Source organism: Gordonia sp. KTR9, assembly GCF_000143885.2.
Lineage (GTDB): Bacteria > Actinomycetota > Actinomycetes > Mycobacteriales > Mycobacteriaceae > Gordonia.
Genome location: NC_018581.1, coordinates 333,852 through 351,618, shown reverse-complemented (window position 1 = coordinate 351,618; position 17,767 = coordinate 333,852). Strand labels below are relative to the sequence as shown.

Annotated in this window: 18 protein-coding genes and 3 tRNA genes; 9 read left to right on the top strand and 12 right to left on the bottom strand. The window is 67.9% G+C overall.

Annotated features, from left to right (window positions below; translation table 11 throughout):
- Nucleotides 1-20: 20 nt before the first annotated feature.
- Nucleotides 21-701, top strand: a complete 681-nt coding sequence (locus KTR9_RS02325; RefSeq protein WP_044505690.1) for an MspA family porin — start codon at nt 21-23, stop codon at nt 699-701.
- Between the two features lie 65 nt (nt 702-766).
- Here KTR9_RS02325 and KTR9_RS02320 read toward each other — a convergent pair.
- The 5 genes from KTR9_RS02320 to KTR9_RS02300 all read right to left on the bottom strand — a co-directional run bounded on the left by KTR9_RS02320 (nt 767) and on the right by KTR9_RS02300 (nt 2,921).
- A tRNA-Ser gene (locus tag KTR9_RS02320) sits at nt 767-854 on the bottom strand.
- Between the two features lie 266 nt (nt 855-1,120).
- Entirely contained in the window at nt 1,121-1,330 is a 210-nt protein-coding gene (locus KTR9_RS02315) for a CsbD family protein (RefSeq protein ID WP_014925046.1), read from the bottom strand.
- Between the two features lie 171 nt (nt 1,331-1,501).
- Nucleotides 1,502-1,771 (bottom strand): hypothetical protein, encoded by a 270-nt coding sequence (locus tag KTR9_RS02310; RefSeq protein WP_014925045.1) that lies wholly within the window; start codon nt 1,769-1,771, stop codon nt 1,502-1,504.
- A 123-nt stretch (nt 1,772-1,894) separates the two neighbouring features.
- Nucleotides 1,895-2,359, bottom strand: a complete 465-nt coding sequence (locus KTR9_RS02305; protein WP_193363218.1) for a nucleoside deaminase — start codon at nt 2,357-2,359, stop codon at nt 1,895-1,897.
- Nucleotides 2,360-2,378: 19 nt separating this feature from the next.
- On the bottom strand, nt 2,379-2,921 hold the full coding sequence (locus tag KTR9_RS02300) for a tRNA adenosine deaminase-associated protein (protein WP_014925043.1): 543 nt from the start codon (nt 2,919-2,921) through the stop codon (nt 2,379-2,381).
- Nucleotides 2,922-2,999: 78 nt separating this feature from the next.
- Here KTR9_RS02300 and KTR9_RS02295 point away from each other — a divergent pair, with 78 nt between their 5' ends.
- Nucleotides 3,000-3,974: a prephenate dehydrogenase gene (locus KTR9_RS02295; protein ID WP_014925042.1), complete on the top strand. Its 975-nt coding sequence runs from the start codon at nt 3,000-3,002 to the stop codon at nt 3,972-3,974.
- A gap of 13 nt (nt 3,975-3,987) precedes the next feature.
- Here KTR9_RS02295 and KTR9_RS02290 read toward each other — a convergent pair whose 3' ends face one another.
- The gene (locus KTR9_RS02290) at nt 3,988-4,542 is read right to left on the bottom strand and encodes a putative glycolipid-binding domain-containing protein (RefSeq protein ID WP_010843241.1); all 555 of its coding nucleotides are present in this window, start codon (nt 4,540-4,542) and stop codon (nt 3,988-3,990) included.
- A gap of 161 nt (nt 4,543-4,703) precedes the next feature.
- Nucleotides 4,704-5,486 (bottom strand): hypothetical protein, encoded by a 783-nt coding sequence (locus KTR9_RS02285; protein ID WP_014925041.1) that lies wholly within the window; start codon nt 5,484-5,486, stop codon nt 4,704-4,706.
- A gap of 571 nt (nt 5,487-6,057) precedes the next feature.
- On the opposite strand from KTR9_RS02285, the gene helR reads away from it, so the two are divergent.
- Nucleotides 6,058-8,205 (top strand): RNA polymerase recycling motor ATPase HelR, encoded by a 2,148-nt coding sequence (gene helR, locus KTR9_RS02280; protein ID WP_044505685.1) that lies wholly within the window; start codon nt 6,058-6,060, stop codon nt 8,203-8,205.
- Nucleotides 8,206-8,427: 222 nt separating this feature from the next.
- Here helR and KTR9_RS02275 read toward each other — a convergent pair.
- Both KTR9_RS02275 and KTR9_RS02270 read right to left on the bottom strand, forming a co-directional pair.
- Nucleotides 8,428-8,503: transfer RNA gene (locus tag KTR9_RS02275), tRNA-Arg, on the bottom strand.
- A 53-nt stretch (nt 8,504-8,556) separates the two neighbouring features.
- Nucleotides 8,557-8,648 (bottom strand) — tRNA-Ser (locus KTR9_RS02270).
- A 118-nt stretch (nt 8,649-8,766) separates the two neighbouring features.
- On the opposite strand from KTR9_RS02270, the gene hisC reads away from it, so the two are divergent.
- Nucleotides 8,767-9,834, top strand: a complete 1,068-nt coding sequence (hisC, locus tag KTR9_RS02265; protein ID WP_044505683.1) for a histidinol-phosphate transaminase — start codon at nt 8,767-8,769, stop codon at nt 9,832-9,834.
- 31 nt (nt 9,835-9,865) lie between these two features.
- Here hisC and KTR9_RS02260 read toward each other — a convergent pair whose 3' ends face one another.
- On the bottom strand, nt 9,866-10,843 hold the full coding sequence (locus KTR9_RS02260) for an alpha/beta hydrolase (protein WP_014925038.1): 978 nt from the start codon (nt 10,841-10,843) through the stop codon (nt 9,866-9,868).
- Between the two features lie 190 nt (nt 10,844-11,033).
- On the opposite strand from KTR9_RS02260, the gene KTR9_RS02255 reads away from it, so the two are divergent.
- Nucleotides 11,034-11,543, top strand: a complete 510-nt coding sequence (locus KTR9_RS02255; protein WP_014925037.1) for an acyl-CoA thioesterase — start codon at nt 11,034-11,036, stop codon at nt 11,541-11,543.
- Here the strand turns inward: KTR9_RS02255 and KTR9_RS02250 are convergent.
- On the bottom strand, nt 11,517-12,764 hold the full coding sequence (locus KTR9_RS02250) for a hypothetical protein (RefSeq protein ID WP_014925036.1): 1,248 nt from the start codon (nt 12,762-12,764) through the stop codon (nt 11,517-11,519). The genes KTR9_RS02255 and KTR9_RS02250 overlap by 27 nt on opposite strands.
- Before the next feature lie 152 nt (nt 12,765-12,916).
- Between KTR9_RS02250 and KTR9_RS02245 the strand changes: the two genes are divergently transcribed.
- The 3 genes from KTR9_RS02245 (at nt 12,917) to KTR9_RS02235 (ending at nt 15,902) form a co-directional block, all read left to right on the top strand.
- Nucleotides 12,917-14,014 (top strand): magnesium transporter CorA family protein, encoded by a 1,098-nt coding sequence (locus KTR9_RS02245; protein WP_044507516.1) that lies wholly within the window; start codon nt 12,917-12,919, stop codon nt 14,012-14,014.
- Nucleotides 14,015-14,136: 122 nt separating this feature from the next.
- Nucleotides 14,137-15,105 (top strand): ABC transporter ATP-binding protein, encoded by a 969-nt coding sequence (locus KTR9_RS02240; RefSeq protein WP_014925034.1) that lies wholly within the window; start codon nt 14,137-14,139, stop codon nt 15,103-15,105.
- Nucleotides 15,102-15,902, top strand: a complete 801-nt coding sequence (locus KTR9_RS02235) for an ABC transporter permease subunit (RefSeq protein WP_014925033.1) — start codon at nt 15,102-15,104, stop codon at nt 15,900-15,902. Before KTR9_RS02240 ends, KTR9_RS02235 begins: the two co-directional genes overlap by 4 nt.
- A gap of 15 nt (nt 15,903-15,917) precedes the next feature.
- On the opposite strand, the gene KTR9_RS02230 is transcribed toward KTR9_RS02235, so the two are convergent.
- Complete coding sequence (locus KTR9_RS02230; RefSeq protein WP_014925032.1) at nt 15,918-16,592, bottom strand: winged helix-turn-helix transcriptional regulator; 675 nt, start codon at nt 16,590-16,592, stop codon at nt 15,918-15,920.
- A gap of 260 nt (nt 16,593-16,852) precedes the next feature.
- Here KTR9_RS02230 and KTR9_RS02225 point away from each other — a divergent pair, with 260 nt between their 5' ends.
- On the top strand, nt 16,853-17,668 hold the full coding sequence (locus KTR9_RS02225) for a class I SAM-dependent methyltransferase (protein WP_014925031.1): 816 nt from the start codon (nt 16,853-16,855) through the stop codon (nt 17,666-17,668).
- The last annotated feature ends 99 nt before the right edge of the window (nt 17,669-17,767 follow it).

Genomic DNA, 17,767 nt, shown 5'->3' with positions numbered 1-17,767 from the left:
CTCGCCGAATCGGAGCTCCCATGACCGCCCCCCAGCGCCACACCGCGCGCACCCGTATCCTCGCGGCCACAACCGCACTCGCCTGCGCGGCACTGGTACCCGCGTTGACCGCGGCACCCGCACAGGCCGACACCGTCGTCGAACTCCCCGGTCAATCCGTCACGAAGACGTTGAAAGACGGTACGACAGTGACCATCACGCGCAGCAACGAATCCGCGCGGATCACCCCGTCGATGGGCAGCACGCCCCTGCACCGCAATGCGTGGGTGTCCGGCAAGTACGTGGTGTCGACGTCCGACAAGGCGGCGAAGATCGGCGTCGGGGCGGGCTACATCGTCGGCTGCCAGCTCACGCTCGGCGGTAACTCGAACAGCCGGGCCGGCGCTTCCGCGCCCAACTACGACCTCCAGAGCGCGACCGCGACTGCCGAGACCGGCGCCGGCGTGACCATCGGCCCCGGCCAGGCCGTCAACTACGTGATCAACGACCGCGAGTACAAGGACGCGTTCGGCGCGGCCGGCCACTCGTCGTCGATCAGCTTCGCCGGCGGCAAGGGAACTCTCGCCTACACCAACGAGACCATGATGGTGAACGGCTGCGCCGGCTACGCACAGGCCCGGTCGTACGCCAAGGTGAGCGTCACGACCGACAACGTGTCGCAGTCGATCGCCGTGTACGGGAAACCGTTCAGCCTGGGCTGATTCGACGGCGCAGACCCGGACAGCGAAATGGCCCCCCACCCGTGAGGATGGGGGGCCATTTCCGGCGGTGGCGGAGGGATTTGAACCCTCGGTACGGGGTTACCGCACACAGCATTTCGAGTGCTGCACCTTCGGCCGCTCGGACACGCCACCGCCGAAGACTGTACCGCAGACCTGCGGTCAGACTTAAATCAGCTGCTCAGGCGGGTGTGACAACGCAGGTCGCCTGCGCTTCGAGGCTCGTCGCTTACGCTCCTCGCACCTCAGGGAGCAGGGGGGCATCGCCTTACCCTCAGAGCAGGGCAGGGGACATCGCCTTACCCTCAGAGCAGGGCAAGAGACATCGCCTTACCCTCAGAGCAGGGCAAGAGACATCGCCTTACCCTCAGAGCAGGGGGCACCGCCGAGCGGCGGGTGTACTAGTGGCCGGTCAGCTTGTTCTTGACGTCGTCGATCTTGCCCTTGACGGCATCGGCGGCCTCGGTGACCTTCTGCTTGCCCTGGGCCTGCGCCTGGTCGCCCTTGCCCTCGTTCTTGAGGTCCTGATCGTCGGTGAGGCTGCCCGCGGCTTCCTTGCCGCGACCCTTGAGCTCTTCGGCCTTGTTCTTGGCGTCGTCCGTGGTTCCCATGAAGCCTCCTGGGTTGAGGTTCGGCGCGGCCGGGTGCCGTCCGATGTGGAAGAACTCGGCGACGACCGACGCGCCGGCTGCTCGACACTGGCGCCGCCTGAGGAGCGGACTCCTGCCTCCCACCGTGCCACAGGTGCACACTGAGCTGCAGGAACGCAGGTCAGCGGCCTGTCAGCGGCTGGTGAACTTCTCCGACACCTCGTTGAGCTTGTCCTTGGCGGTGCTGAACGCCTCCTGGACCTTCTCGTTCTCCGCGAGGTCGTTGAGCTTGTCCTTCGCGGTGGCCAGGGCGTCCTGGACCTGCTTGCTCTCGACGAGCTCGTCGATCTTGTCGCGGGCGGTTCCCAGCGCCTCCTGCACCTTGCCGCTCTCGGCGAACTCGTTGATCTTGGCCTTGGCGGTGTCGAAGGCCGCGGTCACCTTGTCGGACGGATCGGTCATGACTACTCCTCGCGGGTCGGGGTGCTGCATTCCAATCTGCCAGGACCGCGCAGCGACGACCACCGGTCCGCACCCTGAGATCTCACCGATCTTGTCCTTGCGCGACCCCGAGACCGCGCGCGATCACGGGTGTCGGCGGGTGGCGAAGAAGTCGACCATGAGCGCGCGGCACTCGTCTTCGAGGACGCCGCCCTTCACCTGGGGGCGATGCGACAGCCGTGGATCGCGCACGACGTCCCACAATGAGCCGACCGCACCCGTCTTGGGCTCCCACGCTCCGAACACGACGGCGTCGACCCGGGACAGCGTGATCGCGCCCGCACACATGGTGCAGGGTTCGACGGTCACCGCGATCGTGCACCCCGGGAGCCGCCAGCCGTCACCGAACGCCCGCGCCGCCGCACGCAGCGCGAGGACCTCGGCGTGTGCCGTCGGATCGCCATCGGCCTCCCGGCGGTTCGCCGCGCGGGCCAATTCGATGCCCTCCGGGTCGAAGACGACCGCACCGATGGGTACGTCGTCGGTCCCCGACAGCGTCGCCGCATCGAGTGCGGCACGGACCATGGATTCCCAGGGGGGCGCACTCATCGCGCGGATGCCGACAGGCTCAGTGGCCGAGCGAATCGAGGACCTTGCCCAGCTCGTCGGCGAAGCCGAGCCGTGCGGCGATCATGCCGAGTTGCTCGTCGGCGTAGAGATCGGTGTCGCCGACGATGACGCTCATGACCGCGTCGGGCAGTCCCAGGTCGGCGAGCAACCCGAGATCCCCTTCTTCCCACGGATCGATCTGGTCGAGTTCGTCCGGATCGATGTCGGGCACCTCGACGTTCAGGGCGTCCAGCGCGTCGACCGCGATGTCGTAGTCGACGGAGGCGGTCGCGTCGGAGATCAGGAGACGCGCTCCCGTCGGGGACGGCCGCACGATGATGAAGAACTCGTCGTCGACATCGAGGAGCCCGAACACCGCGCCCGCGGAACGCAGCTCACGCAATTGGGTTTCGGCGTCCTCGAGGTCGGAGAGCGCAGACGGCTTCATCGCGGTGACCTTCCAGCCACTCTCGTCGCGTACGACCGCCACGGCAAAACCGTCGATGTCGTCGTCCACGTCCTGCGCGTTCGACCCCGACTTCCCAAATCCGGCACCGGCCATGCAGGAAACCGTAGCCCCTATCACCGGTACTCCCAAGTCCCGGTTCACCGTGCGTGACCGGTATGGGAACGTGTCAGGGTGACTGCCGCGCCGTCGTCCCCCGCTCTCACCCTCCCCCGACCGGTATGCGTGCTGGGCCTGGGCCTGATCGGCGGCTCGCTCGTGCGGGCCCTGCACGACGCCGGACACGAGGCGTTCGGCTACAACCGGTCGACGGCGACCGTCGATGCCGCCACGCGCGACGGATACGACGCGTCCTCGGATCTCGTTGCGACACTTGGCCGCGCGGCGTCGTCGGACGCACTGGTCGTGCTGGCGACACCCGTGACGACGATCGAGCCGCTGGTGACCGCCATCGCCGAGCACGCCCCCGAGGTCCTTGTCACCGACGTCATCAGCGTCAAGCAGGAAGTCGCGCGCGTCCTCGCCCACCTGCATCCCGGTGGGCGGTATGTGGGCGGTCATCCGATGGCGGGGACCAGCTCGTCGGGCTGGGCAGCAACCGACGCGACCCTCTTCGACGGAGCCATGTGGGCCGTCACCACAACAGACGACACCCCGTCCGACGACTGGCTCACGGTGGCCGCGCTCGCCGTGGCCGTCGGCTCACGGGTGGTGCCGGTCGCCCCCGATGCGCATGATCGGGCGGTCGCGGCGATCTCCCATCTACCGCACCTGACCGCCGCGGCAACGGCCGCCGTCGGGGCCGGTGAGAGCGACCTCGCGCTGCGCCTGGCGGCCGGTAGCTTCCGCGACGGCACCCGGGTCGCCGGCACGGCACCCGCCCTGCAGCGGGCGATGATCGAGGCCAACGGCATCGCCGTGCTCAACGTCCTCAGCGAGACCATCGACCGCCTCATCGCCGTGCGCGACGAACTGCGCGACCACGGAACCGTCGAAGTGCTCGTCGACGACGGACACCGCGCCCGGGCTGCGTACGAGCAGCTGCACTCCGGGACCGCGGAGGTCATCTCCGGGGTGACCGTCGGCGACGACGGCTGGCAGCAGGAACTCCGCCGTCAGGCCCACCAGGGCCGGGTGTGGGTGGGCTGAACCCGGGCAGGGCTCAGACGCGCCGCGCGAGACCCGGATAGTCGACGACGAAGTTGTTCTCGTCGACCGTGATCGTCGTCGTCGCGAGCGGCGACACCACGCGGAATCCGTCTTTGCCCGGGGTGTACGACATTGTCGCCGGCTTCACGTCGCCGCTGGGCAGATACATGTAGGCGACCGGGACCTCGACCGTTGTGGGCGTCGACGCCGACAGGCCGCGGCGTCGGATCGGCAGAGAGTTGAACATGGGCGACAGCGCGAGGTCCACGTCTTCGGCGCCGTCGAAATCAGAGCGGGTGGTCTCGCCGTCGGGGCGTCGGATCAGCCACGTGCCCTCGTCGTCGCGGGTGATGCCGAACTGCGTCTCCCCGTCCGCGCGCACCAGGTGCACGGTCAGCCGCTTGACCACACCGGCGTCGGTGGTCTGCAGCTCATAGGACGCGGAGAACGCCTCGTGGTCGGCGGTCGCCGCGGCGATGATCCGTCCGTATGCCTTGAGGCGCGCGCCGGACACGACCAGGCGGACCTGTTCGAGTCGATCGGTGTCTTCGCCCCGCCACGTGAGCATCGTCTTGAACTCGTCGTTGGGGGCGGAAGACTGACCACTGTCTGGGGCTGTCTGCGGGGAACTCACGTGACCAAGGTAGCGAGCCACGGCCCCGATCACACATCGGACGAGCAGGTCACCCCACCGACACGCGGGATTCGCGGTGACGGGAACGTGACGGCTCAGGCGATGCAGGACGCGGTGCGACGGGTGGACGACGGCGTCACCGTGTCCTCCACCACCACCTCGCCGTCGACGGTGATCGAGCAGGTCACCGCACTACCCGTCCCCGCGATCACCAGCAGACGCAGCGGATTGATCCCGCCGGTGAACTGGACGGTCCACGGATTCGTCGGGGCGAACTCGGAGCGCAACCCGGCATCGTCGACGTACAGGATGGTGGCCTGCCCGTCGATGGTCGCCTCGTAGGTCACCGGTTTGTTCTGCGGGTCGATCCGCTCACCGGGTTGCCCCGGGAGCTGTTGTCCCGGCTCGGGCGGGGTGAGGCTGGGCGGTTCGAAGGTACGAGGGATCGGCATCGTGTCGGTGGTGAGCGGCGAATCCGCGAGGGGTTCTTCGGCCCCCTGACGGAGTCCGAGGAATCCGACGAAGGCCACCACGAGCAGCACCACCATCCCCGAGGTCAGGACCAGGGTCGCGGTGGGTACTCCGAGAACGCGGGAACCCGCCCGGCCGTCCGCGTCGTCGGCCTCCCGCTCGGCGGTCGCAATCCGCTCGCCCTCGGCACGCTCGGCGCGCTCGGCCATGGTCAGCTCGGTGTTCGTCGGCTGGCCGGGACGGAACAGCGGGGTGCCGTCGGAGGCGTACCCGAGCGGCGGATAGAGCTGCGGTGCGACGGGCTGTCCGTACAGATCACGCGGGGACCCGCCGGTCTGACCGCCGGCATCGTCGCGGTGCCGCGGATCGCGGGCGCCGGGGTCACGGCCCCCGTACGGCTGTCCCATCGTCGGCCTCCGGTCGAGATCGTGAGCGTCGTCGTCGACGACGCGTCGAGGCACCGGCTGCAACCGGGCGGACCGGCGCGACGCCGCGTGTCATTCCATCTCCGACCTTACGACGCGAGTTCGGATGCTCATCTCGGCGATCGGAAAGCCGCAGGCCACGACGACGCCACGGTGACAAAGGACCAGTTGGTCGAATGAGTCCCGGAACGGGAGAGATGACCGGGAATGGAGAACCGTGGCCGCGCTGCCGCCCCACCCCCAGATCTTCGGGGGCGGCAGCCCCCTGACAGGCCCCACCGATAGGAGTTCACCGTAGTGAACTGACAGTACTTTCACATACAGCACACCAGGCTGCAACAGGTGATGGGCTGATCGGGTCAAGTGGGACTGGAGTCCGCTTCACCCGCGCGGGCGGCGATCTCTTTTCCCCTTTCACCATAAGCCCTGGACAGGGGCTTGCCGCAAGGCCCCCCTCGCGGTGCAGAATCGCTCTCTCACCTGCCGAGACAACCCCGCCGCCTGCCGATTCGGAGCCCCATCTGTGCCCTCAGTCCCCGAAGCCCCTGCCGACGTGAGTCCGACGACCACCGTTGTGTTCGCCCTCCCCGACCAACTGTCCCCGAAGAACGATCCCGTCCTCATCGCCGACGACACCCGACATTTCACCTCGATCACCACGAGTCTGCGGCGCACTCTGACGGACGCCGAGGAACGCCTGCAAGGACTGCTGCGCGAAGCCGGCGGCAAGGGGCGGCGGGCCGTCGACCGCGACATGGAGATCCATCAGCTCGGCTCTCGAATACGATCCCTACGGCGCTTCGGCCTCGACCTGTGCCTGGGCCGGCTGGTCCGCGACGACGGGGACATCCTGTACGTCGGGCGGCTCGGACTGACGGACTCTGCCGGCGAGACCCTGCTCGTCGACTGGCGCACCCCGCTGGCCGCGCCGTTCTTCGCCGCCACCCGTCGAGACCCGATGGGACTGGTGAGCCGACGCCGCTACCGCTGGACGCACGGCCGGATCACCGACTACTGGGACGAGGTCTTCGTCGACGACCCCGCGGTGCTCGCCTCGCACGCCGCGCTCGACGAGCAGTCGGCCTTCCTCGCCGACCTCGGCGCCAGTCGTTCCCCGCGGATGCGAGATGTCCTCGGCACCATCGCCACCGATCAGGACGCGATCATCCGAGCCGGCTCGCACGGCGCCCTCGTCGTCGACGGTGGTCCCGGGACCGGCAAGACCGTCGTCGCGCTGCATCGTGCCGCCTACCTCGTCTACGCCGATCCGCGCCTTGCGGGCAATCGCGGCGGGCTGCTCGTCGTCGGACCCCACCGGCCCTACCTCTCCTATGTCGCCGATGTGCTGCCGAGTCTCGGCGAGGAGAGCGTCCAGACATGCACTCTCACCGATTTCGTCGTCGAAGGTGGTTCGGCGACAACCGAAACCGACGTCGACGTGGCGCGATTGAAGTCATCGGTTCGGATGGTTGAGGCGGTCGAACCGGCGGTGAGATTCTACGAACAACCGCCCACGACGCCCTTGGTGGTCGAGACTCCGTGGGCGGAGACGACTCTGACACCGACCGATTGGGCGGACGCCTTCGACGTGCCGGAACACGGTACAGCGCACAACGATGCCCGCGACGAGGTGTGGGAGGAACTGGTGTCCATCATCGCCTCGCGACACGACGACGACGTGCCCCACCACGCGCTGCGTCGTGCGTTGGCGGCGAACGACGAACTCGTGACGGCATTCTCGCGCGCGTGGCCGGTGCTCGACGCCGCCGAGATCGTCGGTGACCTGTGGTCGGTGCCGGCATTCCTCCGCATGTGCGCGCCGTGGCTGTCCCCCGCCGAGGTACGCGTGCTCCAGCGCGCCACCCCGCACGCCTGGACCGATGCAGACCTGCCGGTCCTCGACCGCGCACATCGGCGAATCGGGGATCCGGCGGCGCCGGCCCGACGTCGCAGGCAGCGCACGGCCATGACGGCCGAGCGCGAGAAGATCGACCGCGTGGTCGACGACCTGATCGCCGCGGAGGTCCACGACGACGGCGAGGGACTGATGGCGATGCTGCGGCACGAGAACCTGCGCGACAACCTCGGGGACGAGATCGTCGGTGAGACCGCCGGGCCGCTGGCCGGGCCGTTCGCGCACATCGTCGTCGACGAGGCCCAGGAACTGACCGACGCCCAGTGGCAGATGCTGATCGATCGCTGTCCGTCGAAGAGTTTCACCGTCGTCGGAGACCGCGCGCAGGCCCGGCGCGGGTTCACCGAATCGTGGGAAGAGCGACTTCGTCGCGTCGGGTTGGGTGACGTCACCGAGGCGGGACTCACGATCAACTACCGGACCCCGGAGGAGATCATGGATGCGGCCGCACCCGTCATCCGCGCGGCGCTTCCCGATGCGAATGTCCCGACTTCGGTTCGGCGGTCGGGCATTCCGGTGACATTCGGCGTTCGCGCCGACCTCGACACGGTGATCGCCGACTGGACGTCGGCACATCGAGACGGGATCGCATGCGTGATCGGCGAACCGGACTTCGCGGGGACCGAGCGCGTGCGGTCGCTGACCCCCACGCTCGCCAAGGGACTCGAATTCGATCTCGTGGTGCTCGTCGATCCGGACTCGTTCGGCCCCGGGACCGAGGGTGCCGTCGACCGCTACGTGTCGATGACACGGGCGACACAGCAGCTGGTGATCCTCCGCGCGTAGTCGCCCCCGCACCGATTGGGGTAGTGCCGTACTCGTGTCGACGCCACGGACACCGGCGAGGATGGATGGCATCACGGCAGATCATCGGAACCGACGGGCCACTCCGATCGCCGGCCGATGTTCGCCGTGACCCAGAACGTGTGCACCGGCACCTCGTCCACCCACCCAGGGTTCCGGCGTGCACAGAAGAGGCCCGCCACCGGGATCGGTGACGGGCCTCTGTGGTGCGCCCGTAGGGATTCGAACCCCAAACCTTCTGATCCGTAGTCAGATGCTCTATCCGTTGAGCTACGGGCGCGTGATATTCAGTTGTCGTGCTCTTCAGTTGTACCGCGGTCGGCCGACTGCGGTTGGCGGAGGCGAGAGGATTTGAACCTCCGGTCCCGTTTTAGCGAGACAACTCATTAGCAGTGAGTCCCATTCGGCCGCTCTGGCACGCCTCCTCGGCGGAGTCCTTTCGAACTGCCGAGTCGAAAGGTTACACACCCTTCGCGGCCACAAGCAAACCGGTTGGTCAGAGCCGGTTTCCGCCCCTACGCGACCGCGGCCTACATTGGTCGGGTGAGCCTGCGAATCCGCCCCGATCTGGACGACCTTCCCGTGTACGTGCCGGGCAAGACGTTTCCGGGAGCGGTGAAGCTCGCGAGCAACGAGGTCACCGAGGGTCCGCTGCCGAGCGTCATCGACGCCATCGCCGCCGCCGCTGCAGCCGTGAACCGCTACCCCGACAACGGGATGGTCGAGCTGACCGCGGCGCTGGCCAAGAGCCTCGGCGTCACCGAAGACGAGATCCAGGTCGGGTGCGGGTCGGTCATCCTCTGCCAGAACCTCATCCTCGTCACCAGCGGACCGGGCGACGAGGTGGTCTTCGGGTGGCGGTCCTTCGAGACCTACCCCCTCGCGACCCGCGTCGCGGGCGCGACACCGGTGCAGGTCCCGCTCACCGGCGACCTGACCTACGATCTGCGCGCGATGGCCGAGGCGGTCACCGACCGCACGCGGCTGATCTTCGTGTGCAACCCGAACAACCCGACCGGGACCGTGGTCGAGGCGGCCGACCTCCGTGACTTCCTGCAGCGCGTGCCGTCGGATGTCGTCGTCGCACTCGACGAGGCGTACTTCGAGTACCTGCGCCTGCCGTCGAACCAGGCGTACGACGCGCTCGAACTCCGGCGCGAGTTCCCCAACCTGGTGGTGCTGCGCACCTTCTCCAAGGCGTACGGACTGGCCGGCCTGCGCGTGGGCTATGCGATCGCCGACCCGGAGGTCATCACGGCTCTGGGAAAGGTCCACGTCCCGTTCTCGGTCAGCAGCGTCGCGCAGGCCGCGGCGCTGGCCAGCCTCGATGCCGGCGACCAGCTACTGGTCCGCACGGACGCGGTCGTCGCCGAACGCGCCCGCGTCACCACCCGACTGCGCGAGGCCGGATACCGGGTGCCCGACTCGCAGGCCAACTTCGTGTGGCTCGACCTGGGCGCGGCGTCGTCGGAGTTCGCACGCGCCTGCGTCGACGCCGGGGTGGTGGTCCGCCCCTTCGCCGGTGACGGCGTGCGGGTGACCGTCACGAACACCGACGAGGTCGATGTGTTCCTGCGGTTCGCCGAGAGCTGGGACGGGCCCCGGAGCTGACCCTCGGGGTCGGCCCGCGGGCGCGGCCGGACTAGAGCCCGCGACCGATGGTCGGCCAGAGGACCGCGAGGTCGCGCTCCCAGTACGCCCAGGTGTGGGTTCCGATGAGGCGGAATCCGTCGGTGTAGGGCACCCCCGCGGCGCGCAGCGTGATGGCGAACTCGAGCGAGCACCGGTAGGCGCCCAGTTCGAGCGCCGACGACGACGCGGTCACGACCTCGCGCGGACCTTCGTCCGGGTCGATCTGCCGCTGCAGGTCGAGAGGTCCGATGGCACCCGACCCGGCCGAGATGAAGATGTTCTTGCCCCGCAGCCGGTCCAGATGGAGGCTCGGATCGTGCGCGCGCCAGCCCGCGGAACCGAACGGGCCCCACATGTTGGTCGCGTCACCGCCGTCGCGGCCGACGGTGGTCCGGACATACGCCTCATTGACCGGTCCGGACACCGGCGGGCAGCCGCTGAGCGAGGCGACCCCGGTGTACATCTCGGGATGGCGGATGGCCAGTGAGAAGGCGGCCTGCCCGCCCATCGACAAGCCGATGACCGCATTGCGTCCGTTGCCGTCGAATCTGTCGTCGATCAGCGGGGGCAGCTCTTTGGTGAGGAAGGTCTCCCACATCGGCTTGCCGAGTGCCGCGTCTTTCTTCTGCCAGTCGGTGTAGAACGTGCCCTTGCCGCCGGTGGGGAGCACGACGTTGACGTTCTTGTCGGCGAAGAAGCGACCGGCCCGGCCCTTGGTGATCCAGTCGCTGACCTCGCCCTCGGCACCCGCGCCGTCGAGCATGTAGACCGTCGAGCGCGGCGTCGAGCCGCCGACCGGGGTGAGCACCGACAGCTTGATCCGCTCGTTCATCGCCGGCGAGAACACCCAGATGTCGGTACGCAGTGCACTCAGCTTCTCGGACTTGGCGATCCGCGCCACCTGTCTGGGAGCAGCGTCGGCGATGGCCGGGGTCGACAGAATCCCCACCATCAGGCACACCAGGCCCGCGATCAACCGCCTCGACATCTCGCCAACTCCCTCGCCGACAGTCCCCCCGAGCGCACCCGGACCCGTCGTGTCACCACGTGCGCGTCCGCGCCGGTCGGAATCCGAGCGGCGCGGACATCTAGACTCACAGACTACCCGGCGTACAGCGGAGTGGAAGGTCGTGACCACGGCATCTCACGGACACCGGGACCGCCGAGGAAAGTCGACGATGCCCAGTTCACGTTCTGTTCACCATCAACTCCCCGGACCGGACGAGACAGCGCCGGCCGAGGGACTCGGCCCGAAGGACTTCGCCTTCGTCGCCGAAGTCGGGGTGCGGTGGTCGGACATGGACGCCTTCGGCCACATCAACCACGCACGGATGGTCACGCTGATGGAAGAGGCGCGCATCGCGTGGCTGTTGAGCGCCGGCGAGGACTACGCCCCCCTGATCACGAGCGCGATGATCGTGCACGTCGACATCCGGTATCAGGCCCAGCTGCGCCACGACGATTCGCCGTTGCGAATCGGGATGTGGATCAAAGGTTTTCGTTCCGTGGACTTCACCATCGGATACGAGATCCGCGGCGCCGGAGCCGAACCCGCCGGCCGGCCGGCGTGCGTGGCGAGCACCCAGATGGCCGTCGTCGACATCGAGAAGCACACCCTGCGGCGGCTGACACCCTCCGAGAAGAGTTACCTCAGCGCCGCCTCACGACGGCTCGTAGCGGGCGGGTAGCTCTCGCGGCACCGCCGGCGAGATTCGGGCGATGTTGCCCTGCAACACATCTCGATAGATCCGCAACTGCTCCTCGCCGCTGCGGACCTGCTCGGTGAGACGTTTGGCGTTGTCGACGGAGATCTCCCGGTCTCCCGACCTCGCGATCAGCGCGTCGATGCGATCGTCCAGGGTGGCCGCCTTGTTGTACTCGGCGAGAACCTGGAGTTCGACGGCCGCGGACTCGACGACGTGCGCCACCTCCCCGAGCGCCTGGACGCGGTCGATGAGCTCGGTCCACACCGGCCGCAGCGTCGTCTCCCGCTGATCGATCTGCGCGGCGAAGGTGCGGTCGAAGCCGCCGTTTCGCTTGGCCCGGTCGAGATCGATGCGCACGGCTCGCAGCGCGATGACGTCGGCGGCGATCTCGGCGACCTCGGCGTGCAGGTTCACCTGGGTGCGCTGGACCTCGAAGTGGTCGGAGCGCCACGCGGGGTTGCCGAGGATGCGGTCGTAGTAATGACCGGTGATGAACAACAGCGTCTCGTAGCCGTCGACGAAGGCCGCGGCGCGCGGCGCTCCGGCCGGGGATGGACCGCCCGGCGCCTCGCGCACGCCGGACAGGAACTGGTCAGCCCACTGCCCCGCCTGTGAGTTGCCCGACTTCGCGGCCACCTGGCCGACCACACCGGCGATCCGGTCGAAGGCGGCGGTTCCGGCGCGTCGGACGTAGCTCGACGTGTTGACGTTGGGGGTCGGGGTGCACAGCAGACCGGCGAACAGGCGGTCTCGTTCCTCGATCTCGAGATAGACGTTCTCCCGACGCTCGCGCCGGATCGCCCTGGTTCCGGAGGCGAACACGCCCTTGGCGGCGACGATCTGTTTCCGGGCGTCCTCGCGGCGCCGCTGCAGGCCGTTGAGCCGGTTGCGCATCACGGCGCCGACCACGCCGGGCACGACCGGACTCGACAGCTGGTGTTCGATCTGGACGATCGCGCGCTGCAGGCGGCGGAGGTCGCCGAAACCCGCGGACATCGACGGCATCGGCCGGCCGGTGGAGATCCGGCGCACCACGATCGCCCGACCACCCGGGGTGAGATATCCGGACGCGATGAGCAGCGCTGCGGTGTCCGACAGCTCACGACGTTCACCCGGCACCGCCGAACGATCGCACCACTCGCGGATCTGTTCGCTCGTGCGCGCGGGCATCAACCGATGTCCGCGGGGATTGCTGTCGACCATGTCGTCGCCGCCTTACCTGGAGAATCGGTGCCCGCGCCCGTCCACAGACACCGATCTCGATGCTACCCGCGGACGACGACCATCCGGTGTGGCCGACATCGCGACTGCCTGTCGCACCGCCGGAACACGTCCGGCGGTGTCACGATGGCCACATGACTGTGCCCTCTGACGTGTCGGAACCTCGCGGCGTCGAACGCATCCGCGGTCAGATCTGGCGGAACGGGGAGCCGGTGGACGGCTTCGACCTCGGGGAGATATCCACCTGTCTCGAGGATTCGGACAAGCTGATCTGGGCGGATATCGAATGTCCGACGCACGAGACGCTGTCCCGGCTCGCCGCCGAACTCGATCTCGATCCGTTCGCGATCGAGGACACCGTCGCGGCGGCCGAACGCGTGAAGACCGTCACCTACACCGGGCACACCTTCGTGATGGTCTACGCGGTCTCACTGCACGACGGCGACACACCGTCCGACGACCAGGACGACCAGGACGACCAGGACCGCGGTTCCACGGCGACCGAGTTCCGCTCGTCCGCGAACGGTCGGGCGCGGATGTTCGACCTGCACCGCATCTCGGTTTTCGTCAAACACAACGCGCTCATCACCGTGCGACCGACCCCGGCACTCGACATCGACGAGGTCGTTCGCAGATGGTCGGACAGCGGGGCCATGCAGTACGGGATCGGCGCGCTCGTACACGGCTTGCTCGACGTCGTCGTCGACGGGCATTTCGACGCCGTGCAGCGCCTGGACGACGAGATCGAGGGTCTCGAGGCCCTGCTGTTCGACGAGCGGATCCCCGGTCGCGAATTGCAGCGCCGAACCTACGACCTGCGCAAGGACCTCGTCGTCCTACGACGGGTCGTCCTGCCGATGCGTGAGGTGATCGCCGGTATCCAGCGACGGCGGTTCGACAACCAGGCGCCACCCGAGCTCGACCCGCATTTCTCCGATCTCTACGACCACGCACTGCGTGCGTCGGAGTGGACGGAGTCGTTGCGGGACATGATCACCACCGTCTTCGAGACCAACCTGACCCTCGCCGACGCCCGGTTGAACACGGTCATGAAGAAGCTGACCGCGTGGGCGGCGATCATCGCCGTGCCGACCGCCATCACCGGCTTCTACGGACAGAACGTGCCGTTCCCCGGTTTCGAGAAGGCGGCCGGCTTCATCACCAGCGTCACCCTGATCCTCATCCTGGTTGTGGGACTGTATGTTTCGTTCCGCCGGCGCGATTGGCTCTGACGACACGCGGGTCATCCGGAATACACTGCACCGCAACGTGTTCGAGGATGCGGCGTCGAACCCCCGAAGGCACCGGCCGACATTGATAGCGTGAGTGCGCACATCACCTACGGAAGGCACCGATGGAGTCACCTGCGATCACGATCGACGGCCTCACCAAGCGGTTCGGCAGCCTGACCGCGGTCGACGATCTGTCGTTCACGGTTGCCCCCGGCCGCGTCACCGGGTTCCTCGGACCGAACGGCTCGGGCAAGACCACCACGCTGCGCATGCTCCTGGGATTGGTCGAGCCGACGGCAGGCCGCGCACTCATCGGCGACCGCCCGTTCCGGCAGATCCCCCAGCCTGCCCAGCACGTCGGCGCCGCCCTGGAGGCGTCGAGCTTCCATCCCGGACGCACCGGCCTCGGGCATCTGAAGGCACTCGCCCCGCAGGTCGGGGTCCCGACGTCGCGGTGCCGGGAGGTGCTCGACTTCGTCGGACTGTCCCAGGCCGCGGACCGCCGGGTCGGCGGCTACTCGATGGGTATGCGACAGCGGCTCGGTCTGGCCACCGCACTGCTCGGCGACCCGCAGATCATCCTGCTCGACGAACCGGCCAACGGCCTCGACCCGCAGGGCATCGTGTGGCTACGCGGTCTGCTCCGTTCCCTCGCCCACGAGGGACGGACGGTGCTTGTCTCCAGCCATGTCCTCGCCGAGGTGCGGAGCACCGTCGACGACGTCGTGGTGATCGGCAACGGCAAACTGGTTCGGGCGTCGACGCTGTCCGACTTCGAGGCCCTGGCCGAACACGCGGTCGTGGTGCGAACCCCGTCACGTGCGTCGTTCGTCGCGCTCGCGGGCGAACACGGGTGGCACCTAGAGGACACACACGATGGTTTCCGGATTCCCGGGGTGAGCGCTGCCACGGTCGGCAGCGCGGCCTTCGGCGCGGGCATCGAACTCCACCAGCTCGCCGACGTCGGCGCCGATCTCGAGGCGGTCTTCCTGCACCTCACGAAGTCGTCGGACGCACCGACCAGTCATTTCCCGAGCGGTCCACCCGGTCCCCCGACCGCTGGCCCGACTTCGCCGGAGGTGATCCGATGAGGGCCGCGCTGATCGCCGAGTACCGCAAGTTCACCTCCACCAGGATGTGGTGGGTGCTGCTCATCGCCATGGTCGTCTACCTGGGTTTCATCGGTGTGGCACTGGCCTTCTCGATGACCACCGAGAACGCGATGCAACAACCGACGACCCTGGTCGGCGCCGACCTGGCACGCTCGATCTACGCGCTCACGAGCCCAATCGGCTACGTGTTCGCGCTGGTGATCGGCAGCCTCGCGGTGACCGGGGAATTCCGACACAAGACCATCACCGCGAGCCTGCTCGTCGAACCACGACGCGGAATCCTGCTGGTGGCCAAGCTGATCGCCGGAATCCCGATGGGCCTGCTCTACGGCGTCCTCGGCACGCTGGCGGTCGTCGCGACTGCCGCACCGATCCTCGCGACGGTCGGGGACGGCGCATTCCTCGACGACAGCTCCACCCTCGAGGTGATCGGCCTGTCGATGCTGGTGATGGTGCTGTGGACAGCGATGGGCGTGGCGTTCGGCGCGGTGGTGTCCAATCAGGTCGCCGCCATCGTCATCCTGCTGGCCTTCACCCAACTCGTCGAACCCATCGCACGCATCGCCCTGGCGACGTTCGACGCCACCTCGTCGGTGTCGAAGTTCCTGCCCGGGTCCGCGGCCGACGCCCTCGTCGGATCGAGCTTCTTCGCGACGATGGGCGGCGGCAGCGACGACCTGCTCCCGCAATGGGCCGGCGCGCTGGTCATGCTCGCCTACATCGCGGCGTTCGCGGTAATCGGTCGCTACACGACGTTCCGCCGGGACATCGCCTGAGCCGGATCAGCGCTCTCACGCCGGACGCGGAACCGCAGACGAGATGCTCTGCCCGATCCACGACGGCACGTCGCGGGCCACATCCGCCGGGCCGTGGATCTCGACCCGGTCGGCGGCAAGCGCGAGCCGCCAGTCGATGTCACCGCGCCAGATCTCGGTGAGAGTGCGCAGATCGGTCGCCACGGTGGCATCGAGTTCATAACCGGGGTCGAAGTCGCACACCTGCGCCTCACCACCGGCGACGACCAGCCACCAGGTACCCGCCTTGCCGATGACATCACGAAAGACGAACTGCACCATGGTCCGTCGGCGCGGCCACCGATCGATCGGGACGGTGCGATGCATGTCCCACATGAGTAGGTGCGGGTCGAGGTCGGCATCGCCGAGTTCACCGATCCAGCGGACACCCCACACGCTCAACGCCTCCACGACGGTCGTGAGCTCCTCCCCCATCGACGTCAGTGTGTACACCGAACGACCGCCGACTTCACTGCGGCTGATCACCCCGGCGCGTTCCAGCGTGCGCAACCTCTTGGTGAGCAGCGCCGGTGACATCTTCGGCACACCGCGCCGCAACTCGTTGAAATGTCTACTGCCCAAGAGGAGTTCGCGGACGATGAGGATCGTCCACCGCTCGTCGAGCAACTCCATCGCCTTGGCCACCGGGCAGAACTGTCCATACGATGTCATCGCAGCCTCCCCACTGCTGGTCGAGCCGGCCCCGAGCGAAGCGAGGCGCCGTCTCATGCTGGTTGAGCCGGCCCCGAGCGAAGCGAGGCGCCGCGTCGAAACCTCCTCGATCCAGTACACACCCGTCGTCGGCCGATGACCAGTACAGAAAGTGAACTGCCGCCGGTACAGATCTTGGTCTGGAGGGTGAACCGGACTTCGTCGGATGCTCGTTGTGTCCGATCGCGGACATCCACCCGACGACTCGAGGGACTCTCATCATGACCACGACGCAACCCGCCCCGTTCGATGCCGAGATCAAGGCCCGCCACCGCAAACTGTGGGCCTCCGGCGACTATCCGGCCGTCGCCGACCTGATCGCCCCGCTGGGGCGACGCCTCGTCGACGCTCTGCACATCACTGCCGGGGACAAGGTCCTCGACGTCGCCGCGGGCGCGGGAAATGTGGCCGTACCTGCGGCCGAAGCCGGCGGGCACGTGGTCGCCAGCGACCTCACACCCGAACTCCTGGCCGTGGGCGAAGCACGACACCGCGACCTGCCGATCACGTGGCGTACCGCCGACGCCGAAGATCTCCCGTTCGACGACAACGACTTCGACATCGCGACGTCCTGTGTGGGCGTCATGTTCGCGCCGAATCACCAGAGGTGTGCCGACGAGCTCGTCCGCGTCGTGCGCCCCGGCGGACGGATCGGCCTGATCAATTGGACGCCAACGGGATTCATCGGTGAGTTGTTCGCGGTCATGAAGCCCTACGCCCCGCCACCACCGCCCGGTGCGCAGCCGGGGCCGCTCTGGGGCGACGCCGACCACGTGCGATCGCTGTTCGGTTCCGGTGTCACCGGACACGAGTTCGTCACCGAGACCGTCGAGATCAGCGAGTTCGACGACGGCGCGGCGTTCCGCGAGTTCTTCAAGGCCCACTACGGACCGACCATCATGGCGTACCGCAACATCGGCGACGATCCCGCGCGCGCCGGCGAACTCGACGCCGCGATCGCCACCCACGCCGACCGCTATCTCACCGACGGACGGATGGAGTGGGAGTACCTGCGAGCGGTGCTGACGGTCGCGTGAATCGGCAGCCGCGTCAACTTCCGCTCGAAAAGCGCTAGGTGTGAACAGCGCGACTCATGACGAGGTATCGCCTCTGTGTCGGTCGCGGCCACCTGATGG